We start from the raw sequence: 12,486 nt of genomic DNA on the forward strand, positions 1-12,486 counted from the left end.
GATCGGTCATGGGAGTGTGCGCGCTGATTTTCGCATAAAGTTGGGTGAGGCTGGCATTTTATCGCAATGTGTTATGCTGCGCTAAAGCGTGCGAAGGGGGTAGGCGTTCAGGGTGCCACTCATCGCTCTGATAACGAAAATTGTTGATAAATGGGCAGAACAATAAGCTTTGTAACAATTTCGTCTAGAATATATACCAATAATCGCTGTCCGAAATGACAAGGTTTTTTAACAATATTCGTGTCAGGCAATACAGCCTTTGGGAGTAATACAATGCAAGAGAATCATAAGATTCTGGTCGTCGACGATGATATGCGTTTGCGTGCGCTGCTAGAGCGTTATTTAACCGAACAGGGCTTTCAGGTGCGTAGCGTGGCTAACGCTGAGCAAATGGATCGCTTACTGACCCGTGAGTCTTTTCATCTGATGGTGTTGGACTTGATGTTACCCGGTGAAGATGGCCTGTCTATCTGCCGTCGTTTGCGCAGCCAAAGTAACCCGATGCCGATCATTATGGTCACGGCGAAGGGGGAAGAAGTTGACCGCATTGTCGGGTTGGAAATCGGTGCCGATGATTACATTCCCAAGCCGTTTAACCCGCGTGAATTACTGGCGCGTATCCGCGCGGTACTGCGCCGCCAGGCTAACGAACTGCCGGGAGCACCTTCGCAAGAAGAGGCGGTGATTGCATTCGGCAAATTTAAGCTGAACCTGGGCACGCGGGAAATGTTCCGCGAAGACGAGCCTATGCCACTGACCAGCGGAGAGTTCGCGGTGTTAAAAGCGCTGGTCAGTCACCCGCGTGAGCCGCTATCGCGTGATAAGCTGATGAACTTGGCGCGTGGGCGTGAATACAGCGCGATGGAACGTTCTATTGACGTGCAAATTTCCCGCTTGCGCCGCATGGTTGAAGAAGATCCTGCACATCCTCGCTATATCCAGACCGTTTGGGGTCTTGGCTACGTGTTCGTACCGGACGGCAGTAAGGCATGAGGCGATTACGCTTTTCACCGCGTAGCTCGTTTGCCCGAACGTTGTTGTTGATCGTCACCTTGCTGTTTGTCAGTTTGGTGACGACCTATCTGGTGGTGCTGAACTTCGCCATTTTGCCCAGTCTTCAACAGTTCAATAAGGTGTTAGCGTACGAAGTGCGTATGCTCATGACCGATCGGCTGCAGTTGGAAGATGGTACGTTGCTGGAGGTGCCACCGGCATTTCGCCGGGAAATCTACCGTGAATTGGGGATTTCGTTGTACACCAATGCTGCAGCAGAAGAGAGTGGACTGCGTTGGGCACAACATTACGAATTTCTCAGTCAACAGATGGCGCAACAGTTAGGTGGGCCGACCGAGGTTCGGGTGGAGGTTAACAAAGACTCCCCGGTCGTTTGGTTAAAAACCTGGCTGTCCCCCGATATCTGGGTGCGAGTACCATTGACTGAGATTCACCAAGGGGATTTCTCGCCGCTGTTTCGTTATACCTTGGCGATTATGCTATTGGCGATCGGCGGAGCCTGGCTGTTTATTCGCATTCAAAACCGGCCGTTAGTAGAGCTGGAACATGCGGCGTTGCAGGTAGGAAAGGGCATTATTCCGCCGCCGCTGCGTGAGTATGGTGCATCTGAGGTGCGTTCGGTCACGCGGGCGTTCAACCAAATGGCCTCCGGCGTTAAGCAACTGGCGGATGATCGTACCTTACTGATGGCTGGCGTCAGCCATGATTTGCGCACGCCATTGACGCGCATTCGTCTGGCGACGGAAATGATGAGTGCCGAAGACGGATATCTGTCGGAATCGATTAATAAAGATATCGAAGAATGTAACGTTATCATCGAGCAATTTATTGATTATCTGCGCACCGGGCAGGAAATACAGACCGAACTGTGCGATCTGAACGCCATTTTGAGTGAGGTTGTCGCGACTGAAAGTGGCTATGAACGGGTCATCCACTCGGCGTTATTACCCGGTGAATTGATGATGAATGTGCATCCGTTGTCGATAAAGCGTGCGGCCGTCAACATGGTGGTCAACGCAGCGCGCTATGGCAATGGTTGGATTAACGTGAGCAGCGGGCGTGAGCTTCAGCGCGGTTGGTTCCAAGTAGAGGATGATGGTCCGGGTATCAAACCCGAAGATCTCAAGCATTTACTGCAACCGTTCGTGCGTGGCGACAGTGCGCGTAGTACCAGCGGCACTGGCTTGGGGTTGGCGATTGTACAGCGTATTATTGATGGGCATGCTGGCGAGTTAGAATTCGGTCGCAGTGAGCGGGGTGGGTTACGCATTCGTGCTTACATTCCGATGCCGATTGAAAAGCGTGAAACCGCTAACGGCAATGCCGTGTTGAAAGAGAAAGCCTGATAACACCTCATGTCATGCCGTTTTCCTGTCGGTATAACAGTTAAGGCGTGGGATCCACGCCTTAACTGAACAACTAATCAATGAGTATTACAGCTTGGGGCCGGCACTGAGCAGCGCAGCGCCTGCCGGAGTATCGGTATATTTATCGAAGTTGGTGATAAAGCGTTGAGCCAGATCTTGCGCTTTTTCGCGCCATTGTGCTTCATTTTGGTAGGTTGCACGCGGATCGAGAATCGCCGGGTTAACGCCCGGTAGCGCGGTGGGCATCGCTAGATCGAAGATCGGCAGAGTGATCGTTTCGGCGTTATCGATTTCGCCATTGAGTATGGCGTCAATAATGCCGCGCGTATCTTTAATTGAAATTCGCTTACCGCTACCGTTCCAGCCGGTGTTGACCAGATAAGCCTGCGCGCCTGCCGCTTGCATACGCTTCACCAGCACTTCGGCGTATTGCGTTGGGTGCAATGACAGGAAAGCTGCGCCGAAGCAGGCAGAGAAGGTTGGTGTTGGCTCTGTGACGCCCCGTTCAGTTCCCGCCAGTTTCGCGGTAAAGCCGGACAGAAAGTGATACTGCGTTTGGTCTGCAGTGAGGCGTGACACCGGCGGCAGCACACCAAACGCATCCGCCGTCAGGAAGATCACTTTGGTGGCATGCCCGGCTTTAGAAACTGGTTTAACGATGTTATGGATGTGGTAGATCGGATAGGAAACGCGAGTGTTCTCGGTTTTCGAGCCGTCATTGAAATCCACTGAGCCATCGGCTAACACGGTGACGTTTTCCAACAGCGCATCGCGTTTGATGGCGTGGTAAATGTCTGGCTCAGCCTCGGCAGAAAGTTTGATCGTTTTGGCGTAGCAGCCGCCTTCGAAGTTGAACACGCCATCATCGTCCCAGCCGTGTTCATCATCACCAATCAGTTGGCGTTTTGGATCGGTAGACAGTGTGGTTTTGCCGGTGCCAGACAGGCCGAAGAACACGGCGACGTCGCCTTTTTCACCCACGTTAGCCGAACAGTGCATCGAGGCAATGCCTTTCAGCGGCAGCAGGTAGTTCATCATAGAGAACATCCCTTTCTTCATTTCACCGCCGTACCAGGTTCCGCCGATCAACTGCATGCGTTCGGTCAGATTGAATGCCACGAAATTTTCCGAATTCAGCCCTTGCTGCTGCCAGTGCGGATTGGTGCATTTTGCGCCGTTCATCACCACGAAGTCGGGCTCAAAATCTGTCAGCTCTTCATCGCTTGGGCGGATGAACATGTTTTTTACAAAGTGTGCCTGCCAAGCGACTTCGGTGATAAAACGAACCTTCAGGCGGGAATCGGCGTTTGCACCGCAGAACGTATCCACCACAAACAGGCGTTTCCCCGAGAGTTGTTCGGTGACGAGGGTTTTCAGATCGGCCCAGACTTCCTGGCTCAGGGGTTTGTTATCGTTTTTGCCTTTGCCCTGATCGGCCCACCACACGCTATCGCGGGTGATGTCGTCACGGACAATGTATTTATCTTTTGGGGAACGCCCGGTAAAAATCCCGGTGTCGACGGCTACCGCACCCAGATTGGTCACAACCCCGCGCTCAAACCCCTCTAAAGACGGGTCAGTTTCTTCCTTGAATAGCAATTCATAACTGGGATTGTGAACGATTTCGCCGATGTCATGAATTCCATAAGCGGCAAGATCTTGGTGGGTTATACCTTTAGCACACATGTCACTACTCCTTGGTCACAGAATTTCTGGGCGCCAATTGTAGGGATTCGTAGGCTGTTAACCGCGATAGCTATCAAATATTTAACGTCTTACACTATTTTTTGTTACGAACTGGGAGGTAGGCCACGGAAAAAAGCAAGCGTGCAAACGGCGTGGGCTGGCGGGCATCGGGTGTGCCCGCCAGTTTGGGGTACAACTCAGTGCAACCGATCGCTTTCTTCGGTGTTACCGGTGTAGAGCGCGGCGACGTCCAGTGGTTCAAACACATAGTGATTGCCGCAGTAGTCACAATGCATATCGATGTTGCCATCCTGTTCCAGCATCTCGGCGACTTCTTCCGCCGGCAGCGTCAGTAACGCATCAGCACAGCGTTGACGCGAACAGGTACAGCGGAATATCACCGGTTGCGGCTCATACAGCGTGACCTCTTCCTGGTGATACAGGCGATAGAGCACCTCGTTAGCAGGCAGATTGAACAGCTCTTCGCTTTTGATGGTGTGAGTTAACTGCACCAAATGGTCGAAGTCATCCGCATTCTTGTCGTCCTGCGCGGGGAGAACCTGCAGCAACATACCACCGGCCGCCGGTTTGCCTTCGGCTTCGCCGGTGCGAATGAACAGACGCGTAGGCAACTGCTCAGATTGATGGAAATAGTTTTCAAGGCAGGCGGCCAAGGTGTCACCTTCCAGCGCCACGACGCCCTGATAACGCTCACCTTCAGCCGGGCTGATGGTGATGACCATCACGCCGTTGCCAATCATCTGATGCAGTGTGCTGTCGCTGGCGATCTCGCCTTGCAGACGGGCTACGCCGCGCATTTCCTGCTGGTTATTGCCGTTGATTACCGCCAGTTTTAGCGGGCCATCGCCTTGTAATTGCACAGTAATGTCGCCGTCGAATTTCAGCGTCGCGGTCAACAGGCTGGTCGCCACCAACATTTCACCCAGCAGCTTTTGCACGGGGGCAGGGTAGTCATGGTTGCTCAGGATGTGCTGATAGGTTTCGCTGATAGTAACCAGCTCACCGCGCACCGCGTAGTTTTCAAACAGGTAACGGTGTAATTGGTCATGGTTAGACATAATTTTCTCTCATTGAGGCGAGGGATTATTCCGACTCGCCAAATTTAAATTTAATCAGGTCACGCCGCTCTTTCTTGTCCGGACGTCGATCCGGGTGCGGCATGGTCAGGGCATTCATTTTGCGCGCCTGCGCCATTTTTTCGCGGTTAGCGATGCTGGTTTCCGTTTCTTGATACATCAGCTGCGCCTCGCTCGCCCCGCGCCGTTGGCTGGTGGTGGCCAGCACGATCACCGTTCGTTCTTCATTACCCTGACGCAGTTTGATCTCAGCGTTCCGTTCGACGATCTTACTCGGTTTGCTACGTTGGCCGTTGTAGTGGACTTTGCCGCCGTCCACCATCTCACGCGCCAGTGCGCGGGTTTTATAAAAACGCGCTGCCCACAGCCATTTATCTAACCGCACGGCATCATCGGGGTTTTCTTTTGTTTTCATCAAAGCCTCCGTTCTAACGCCGGTATCAATTGGCGATAATCGCGCATTGACGGATGGCGCTGAAAGGTTTTCTCCGCCGTACTGGAGTCTGGGTTTTGTACACCCAGGCAGTAGCGAATGCCAAACTGGCTCGCGGCATCCAGAATGGGTTCTCCGTCATCAACGAACAGTGTACGTTGCGGATTGAATCCGGTCTGTTGCTGAACGGCCTGCCACAGACGCTGATCTTCTTTGGGATACCCAAATGTGTGGGTGGAAAGTAATAAATCAAGGTGCTGATCCAACCCCGTATGCTCAATTTTTACCGCCAGGCTGTGTGGATGCGCGTTGGTCAGCAAAATAGTCTGGCGGCCTGCCTGACGTAACGCCTGTAAAAAGGGGGTTGTATCATCACGCAGACGCGCACGATAACCGACTGCGCTGGTCATGGCGTAAATATCCAAATCCAGCCGCTCGCTCCAGTAATCGAAGCAGTACCAGTTCATGGTGTGCTGCACCGCGCGATATTCTTCATCAATCAGTTGGCGAGCCTGCTCAAAAGGAATTGCGCGTTGCGCACTCAACGCCTGTGGTACCAGGTTGAGCCAGAAATGACTGTCGAACTCGAGATCGAGCAAGGTGCCGTCCATATCTAACAAGACAGTATCGATATCGCACCAATTGAATTGAGGAACCATGAACTCTCCAAAGGCAAGCCAGCATCGACCCGCTGCGGTTACACAGCGGGAAGGTTATCTGGTTCAGGGTAGCATAATTGGAGAGTGGCGGTGAGAGCGTGCCGTGCTCAGCACACCGCGCTACGTTATACCATTGGGCGCAACGACATGGGCATCAATTGCGGATTGAAACAGCTTTCGTAATAACGCTGGATGTCAGCGATGCGGCGACGGTTCATGCGATGGCGTTGCATTACCCGCCAAGCGTTATAGCCGATGCCGAATATCACGCCAAGCAGTAATAAACTGGTGCCCAAGAAACGCCAAAGGGTAATGATATCGGGTTCACTATGCAGGGCGATATGCTGGGTGCCGTTAGCATCGACGCTGATATTAGTAATCACCCCCTGCGCCCGGAATGGCGTATGCAACAAGATGCTGGCCAGACGTTGTAACTCGTTCCACTGTTCAAGCGTATCATATTCGTTCAATGGTACCGACGGCTGCGGATGATTAACCAGTTGCTTGCCTTCATCGCTGGAAATCAGGAAACCGCCCGGTGGCGGACTGTTTAGCGCGGCGGCGGCCTGGCGTATTTCTTGGGCCACGAATGATGAGGTGGCCGATTTGGTCAAGTTTTCCAGCGATTCAGCACTCACCGGCCGCAACAACACGTTGACGCCGTTTAGCGCCCCAGAGCGAGCGCGCTTGACCAGGCTGGCCCAATTCTTGGCGTTACCCAGATTGACCAAGGCATTTTTTAATCGAACGCATTCCTCTTCCTTGGCGCACAGATCCTGCGTTTTCAATACAATATCGGCGAAGTCATCCAGCAAAATCATGCCAGATTTTTCAATCGCGCTGGCTAACTGCGGATTGATTTTCTGGTCGGTGCCGCTGGGATGTAACTGACTGTTAACCGTTGCCAGCAACGCTGAGGATTTATCGATAATATCGGACTCAGGCTGTGGCAGTGGGGTGGCGGTATTCCAATAAATACCCGAACAATCGAATGGCATGAAACCGGTCGAGGGGGTCACGATCGGCGTCGGCGGGACATAACACATGCCATTACCTTGAATCTTTAACGTGTCGCCAATGTGTAAAGGAATGGCTTCCAGCGCCTGTACCGAATTGACTTCGGTTTTCTGCGCACCTTGCAGCCAGGCGACGCTGAGTTTCAGCGGCAGACTGAGAGGAACATAGGTTAACAGCAGCAGTAGCACCAGCAACGAACTGGCCATCAATACCGCATTTTTCCCCCATCGCTGCAACGGGAAGTGCTTTACCTCATCGTGCAAGGACAGATAACGCCCTTGGCGTACCACCTGCCGGTTAAGATAAATATCCACATCGGTGGTTCTGCCTAAGTCCGGCGTGATGAATTGTTGCCAATGCGGGGGATAAATCAGATCGATAATCCCCAACGAAATATTACTCATTTGGCCCTGATTCGATTCGCCAAATAGCCCCCAACGTTTCAGTGTGCCCCGCAGGCAGTGCACCTCTTTGAGTTCACGTTCGGTAGGGCGACGTATCAGGTTCCATCCACCCCAGGCCATTAACAGTGCAGCGATAGCTACCATCCAAGGGATGACTATCACAGGGCTGATCAGGCTAAAGAACAGCAGCAGTAGGGCTGCGGAAATCATACAGGCTTCTTTGATACCGTTTGGCTGGTTTAGGGCATGTTCTTCCAGCGTTTCTTTGCGAATATTGAGCAGTTCGACGTGCTCACTTTCTTCTTTTCGGATCGAGGCATTTTGTGCCGGCGCTGCGTTAACGATCGGCGGCGTCGGTTGATCGTGAATCGGGTCCGTCAGTGAATGGCCATTAAGTGAGATCACCAATGGCAATGTTTGAGTCTTGATAATTTCAACGTGATTATCAGCGCTGATGTATTGTTCCCAAAACGGGGGCAGGTGGACTTCTTGAGCGTCAAGATAATAGCGCCACTTGTTGGGTTCATCGCTGGCGAGGCCATAGCGGGTGATCGCATGGGTCACCGCGAAGACATTGTCGCTTTGCGGCGTCAGTGAGAGTTTGGCCGTGGGTAAAGCGGCATTGCCGGGCAATAATTTGTTGCTCAGACGAGACTGTTGCCCTAAATAGCGCTCGATTGCTGAACGTTCTTCCGGCGTCAACTTTCGGTGAGTCGGCTTGATGAAAGGCAGTGAGCGAGCCAACACCGGCTGATGGCGAGCTTTGAACCAAAAATACAGGCTAGCGACAATTAGGCAAGCAAGCACTAAGGCTAATATCAACACTAATGTGCTCATGCGATCCCCATCTTACGCCGTGAACCTCACCAACCTGATAAAAAGTCGCCTATTGTAAGCAATCGCTCACGCGAGGCATACAAAGCAACAGTAAAGTTCAAATAACGCGGTTAAAAATATACGCCTAGCTTCTATGATCCTAGCAATCATAGTTCCACGCCAATATCGGTATTATCCTATTTTATCACGCTTTGTTTACTGAATTCGCATGGAAAATCGGCATCTGCTGGCGGTGGATGTTAAAAAAAAGTAAATTACATCGGGTGTGCGTTGCGGCCAAGGTTCTCATTAACGCACAATGTGATCAAGATCGAATATGGTCAGCGTTTACGCACGCCGAAGGCGGCATTGCTGTGCTCATCATTATCCCGGTTATTTGTGGGTTTGCGTCAGTGGGTCAGGTGCAAACAGCGATAACCCATTTGAGGCAATCATGGATAAACACCTGCAAAAACCTAAAATCCTGAAAGTAGACACGGTCGCGCGTTCGCGTTTATTTCACGTCGAATCGGTCGATCTGGAGTTCAGTAACGGGGTGCGGCGGGTGTATGAGCGTATGCGGCCTTCCGATCGTGAAGCGGTGATGATTGTGCCGGTCATTGGCGACGATCTACTGTTAATCCGTGAATATGCTGTCGGTACGGAGTCTTACGAGTTGGGATTCCCGAAAGGACTGATCGATCCCGGTGAAACCGTGTTGGAAGCCGCCAACCGCGAACTGATGGAAGAGGTGGGGTTTGGTGCGCAACGGTTTGATTTCCTCAGCAAGCTGACGATGGCCCCCTCGTATTTCTCCAGCAAAATGAATATTGTGCTGGCGCATGACCTCTATCCGCAACGTTTGGAAGGCGACGAACCGGAACCGCTGCCGCAGGTTCGTTGGCCGATAGCCAACATGATGGCGCTGCTGAGCGAACCCGATTTTCGCGAAGCGCGTAACGTGAGTGCACTGTTCCTGGCCGAGGCATTCCTGCGCGGTTCCCGTTGAGGGACTGACGAAACGTAACCCGCTGCCAGCCTAAGCGCGTAGCATGCTGCGCCCTTCAGCATCATCAATCGATTATCTCGCAACAAATGTGTTCCTGTTCGCCCGACGAGTTCAGCCAGTGTCTTACGTCGCCATCAACGAAAAGGGCCAGATTTAACTGGCCCTTAGACTGCTGACAATGCTTGTTATTAGGAAAAGCGTGCCGAAGGGGTCGTAGCGGCTTGCCGCCGGAGCGGCCCTCGGTGCGCTAAGCCCGAGTATTTCGGGTTTAAAGGCAACGCTGTAATCAATCTCATGGCCAGATTTAACTGGCCCTGAGGGGGTTTAGAACAGTTCGTGGCTTTCGCCACCTTCATCTGTCAGCGTCGTACCCGCATCGTAAGTTGGATAACTGGTTGGCTGCGTACCTTCAATAAAGTACTCAGAACGGCTACCGCCCCCACCGTTAGACAGCTTGCCCGTCGCTTTATCGATAGTGACGCTGATAATGCCCGGCGGTGGGGTGACTTTTTGCTCAGGGATCCCCTCCAGGGCAGTTTTCATAAACTCATCCCACGCGGGTTGAGCCGTTTTTGCTCCGCCTTCGCCACCGGAAATTTGGCCCGGAATCGCGCCGGATGCGGTTGAGCGGCCAAGCGTCCGACGGTGATCATCAAAACCAATCCAGACGGTGGTCACCGTATCTGGACCGTAGCCAGAGAACCAGGCGTCTTTGGAGCTGTTCGTGGTGCCGGTTTTTCCGCCGATGTCACGACGCTTTAGATCACGCCCCGCGCGCCAGCCGGTTCCCATCCAACCCGGTTCACCAAAGATATTACTGTTTAGCGCATCATGGATCAGGAAGGCTAACGGGGTGTTGATGACGTGTGGCGCATACTGCTGGTCGCCGTCTTGCAATATCTGTGCAGGTGTCACCTGTTCCAGTTTTGGCATGGGCACACCGGCATTGTTGCCTTCTTGTGATACTGCAACGTTTTCGACATTATCGTCAGACAGCACCGCAGAGCGGTGGGTATCGCCGTAAATGACCGGCAGATTACAGCTGTTACACACCACTTTCGGTTTGGTTTCAAACAGCGTGTTGCCTGCGTCATCTTCGATACGGGTGATGAAGTACGGATCGACCAAATATCCCCCGTTGGCCAGCACCGCATAACCGCGAACTAACTGCATGGGCGTAAATGACGCAGAGCCCAGCGCCAGCGACTCCGAATGTACGATGTTTTGCGCAGGGAAGCCGAAGCGTTGCAGATACTCCGCGGCATAATCAACGCCCATCGCCCGCATCGCCCGTACCATCACCACGTTTTTAGATTGCCCTAAACCTTGGCGCAGGCGAATCGGGCCGACGTAAGTCGGAGGCGAGTTCTTAGGCCGCCATTCGGTACCGGAGCCGGCATCCCAACGGGTTACCGGCAGATCGTTAAGAATCGTCGCCAGCGTCAGGCCCTTATCCATGGCCGCGGTATACAGGAACGGCTTGATGTTTGAGCCGACCTGACGCAGCGCCTGAGTCGCACGGTTAAATTTACTTTGGTTAAAGTCGAAGCCACCGACCAGCGCTTTTACCGCACCATCATGTGGATTGAGTGATACCAGCGCCGAGTTGACGGTGGGCACCTGTGACAGCCACCAGGCGTCATCCACTTTACGCACCCATACTTGCTGGCCGACTTGCACTACGTCGGTGACACGCTTCGGCGTTGGGCCTTGATGCGTATCGGATTTGTAGGGGCGTGCCCAGCGCATACCGGCCATGGGCAGCGTGATATTGCTGCCATCTGCCAGCATGGCTGTCGCTTGCGCGGCATCCGCTTGGGTTATCACCGCCGGTGCTAGCGGGCCATAGTTTGGTAGATTCTTCAGCGAATCAATGATTTGCTTTTGATCCCACACCGGCTCGCCAACTTTCCATAGCACGTTAGCGGGGCCGCGGTAGCCGTGCCGCATGTCATACGCCAATACGTTGTCGCGTAACGATTGTTGCGCTGCCAACTGCAATCGTTTCGTGACGGTGGTGTACACCTTATAGCCATCGGTGTAGGCGTTTTCACCGTAGCGCTTAATCATTTCCTGGCGCACCATCTCGGAGAGATAGGGTGCCGAGAAGCTGATTTCTGGCGCATGGTAATTGGCCACCAAGGCTTCACTGCGTGCTTCCTGATACTGCGCCTCAGTGATGTAATGCTCATCTAACATGCGTGAAAGCACGACGTTACGGCGCGCTACGGCGCGATCGTGCGAATACAGCGGGTTAAACGTCGACGGCGCTTTAGGCAGACCGGCGATCGTCGCCATTTCACTGAGCGTTAATTGACTGACGTCCTTACCAAAATAGACCTGGGCGGCGGCACCCACGCCATAGGCGCGATAACCCAGATAAATTTTATTCAGATACAGCTCAAGAATTTCATCCTTAGTCAGCATCTGTTCAATGCGTACCGCAAGGAAAGCCTCCTTGATCTTACGCATCAGCGTCCGTTCCGGGCTTAAAAAGAAGTTTCTCGCTAACTGTTGGGTAATGGTACTTGCGCCTTGAGAAGCATGGCCAGAGACCACAGCAACCGAGGCCGCGCGGAAAATCCCCACCGGATCGACGCCATGGTGCTCATAGAAGCGGCTGTCTTCGGTGGCGATGAACGCATGCACCATGACCGGAGGAATTTGGGCCAACTGGAGCGGAATACGGCGTTTTTCGCCGTATTGGGCGATCAGTTCGCCATCGGCACTGTAAACCTGCATAGGAATTTGCAGCCGGACGTCTTTCAGCGTTGCCACATCGGGCAGCTGCGGCTCGACATATTTGTACAAGCCAAAAATCGAGGCTGCTCCCAGCACGATGCAACACACTGCAAGGATTAGAAAATACTTTACGAACTTCACCTGAGATTTCCCATTTTCATGTCATTTGGGCAGTTTATAAACAACCGCGCGGTAGTATAAAGGCAAGCCTCCAACATGGATATGTTCTTTTATCATCTTGC

General features: G+C 52.9%; 9 protein-coding genes. 3 read left to right on the plus strand and 6 right to left on the minus strand.

Translation table 11 applies throughout. From position 1 onward, the window contains the following. Positions 1–273 precede the first annotated feature (273 nt). Together ompR and envZ are read left to right on the plus strand one after the other, a co-directional pair. Positions 274–993 (plus strand): two-component system response regulator OmpR, encoded by a 720-nt coding sequence (ompR, locus tag ACQKDS_RS12885; protein WP_004709363.1) that lies wholly within the window; start codon positions 274–276, stop codon positions 991–993. Beyond that, on the plus strand, positions 990–2,360 hold the full coding sequence (gene envZ, locus ACQKDS_RS12890; RefSeq protein ID WP_399671008.1) for a two-component system sensor histidine kinase EnvZ: 1,371 nt from the start codon (positions 990–992) through the stop codon (positions 2,358–2,360). The genes ompR and envZ overlap by 4 nt, the downstream gene beginning before the upstream one ends. Positions 2,361–2,447: 87 nt before the next feature. Here the strand turns inward: envZ and pckA are convergent, their stop codons facing one another. The 5 genes from pckA to ACQKDS_RS12915 form a co-directional block, all read right to left on the minus strand. Then, entirely contained in the window at positions 2,448–4,067 is a 1,620-nt protein-coding gene (pckA, locus tag ACQKDS_RS12895; protein WP_399671011.1) for a phosphoenolpyruvate carboxykinase (ATP), read from the minus strand. Positions 4,068–4,264: 197 nt separating this feature from the next. Beyond that, complete coding sequence (hslO, locus tag ACQKDS_RS12900) at positions 4,265–5,146, minus strand: Hsp33 family molecular chaperone HslO (RefSeq protein WP_399671014.1); 882 nt, start codon at positions 5,144–5,146, stop codon at positions 4,265–4,267. 25 nt (positions 5,147–5,171) lie between these two features. Next, entirely contained in the window at positions 5,172–5,579 is a 408-nt protein-coding gene (hslR, locus tag ACQKDS_RS12905) for a ribosome-associated heat shock protein Hsp15 (protein ID WP_399671017.1), read from the minus strand. Next, positions 5,579–6,256, minus strand: a complete 678-nt coding sequence (yrfG, locus tag ACQKDS_RS12910; RefSeq protein ID WP_399671020.1) for a GMP/IMP nucleotidase — start codon at positions 6,254–6,256, stop codon at positions 5,579–5,581. The genes hslR and yrfG overlap by 1 nt, the downstream gene beginning before the upstream one ends. A gap of 125 nt (positions 6,257–6,381) precedes the next feature. Then, positions 6,382–8,514 (minus strand): intracellular growth attenuator family protein, encoded by a 2,133-nt coding sequence (locus tag ACQKDS_RS12915; RefSeq protein ID WP_399671022.1) that lies wholly within the window; start codon positions 8,512–8,514, stop codon positions 6,382–6,384. Positions 8,515–8,947: 433 nt separating this feature from the next. Between ACQKDS_RS12915 and nudE the strand changes: the two genes are divergently transcribed. Continuing rightward, positions 8,948–9,502, plus strand: a complete 555-nt coding sequence (gene nudE, locus ACQKDS_RS12920; RefSeq protein WP_399671025.1) for an ADP compounds hydrolase NudE — start codon at positions 8,948–8,950, stop codon at positions 9,500–9,502. A 324-nt stretch (positions 9,503–9,826) separates the two neighbouring features. Here the strand turns inward: nudE and mrcA are convergent, their stop codons facing one another. Beyond that, positions 9,827–12,385, minus strand: coding sequence for a peptidoglycan glycosyltransferase/peptidoglycan DD-transpeptidase MrcA (gene mrcA, locus ACQKDS_RS12925; protein WP_399671028.1), 2,559 nt, complete (start codon positions 12,383–12,385; stop codon positions 9,827–9,829). Between the last annotated feature and the right edge of the window lie 101 nt (positions 12,386–12,486).

Source organism: Serratia sp. NPDC078593, assembly GCF_050268245.1.
Lineage (GTDB): Bacteria > Pseudomonadota > Gammaproteobacteria > Enterobacterales > Enterobacteriaceae > JBNNGK01.

What these genes read in the sequence shown, in the direction of transcription:
- ompR (WP_004709363.1), top strand. Translation starts at nt 274, where the DNA reads ATGCAAGAGAATCATAAGATTCTGGTCGTCGACGATGATATGCGTTTG.
- envZ (WP_399671008.1), top strand. Translation starts at nt 990, where the DNA reads ATGAGGCGATTACGCTTTTCACCGCGTAGCTCGTTTGCCCGAACGTTG.
- pckA (WP_399671011.1), bottom strand. Translation starts at nt 4,067, where the DNA reads ATGTGTGCTAAAGGTATAACCCACCAAGATCTTGCCGCTTATGGAATT.
- hslO (WP_399671014.1), bottom strand. Translation starts at nt 5,146, where the DNA reads ATGTCTAACCATGACCAATTACACCGTTACCTGTTTGAAAACTACGCG.
- hslR (WP_399671017.1), bottom strand. Translation starts at nt 5,579, where the DNA reads ATGAAAACAAAAGAAAACCCCGATGATGCCGTGCGGTTAGATAAATGG.
- yrfG (WP_399671020.1), bottom strand. Translation starts at nt 6,256, where the DNA reads ATGGTTCCTCAATTCAATTGGTGCGATATCGATACTGTCTTGTTAGAT.
- ACQKDS_RS12915 (WP_399671022.1), bottom strand. Translation starts at nt 8,514, where the DNA reads ATGAGCACATTAGTGTTGATATTAGCCTTAGTGCTTGCTTGCCTAATT.
- nudE (WP_399671025.1), top strand. Translation starts at nt 8,948, where the DNA reads ATGGATAAACACCTGCAAAAACCTAAAATCCTGAAAGTAGACACGGTC.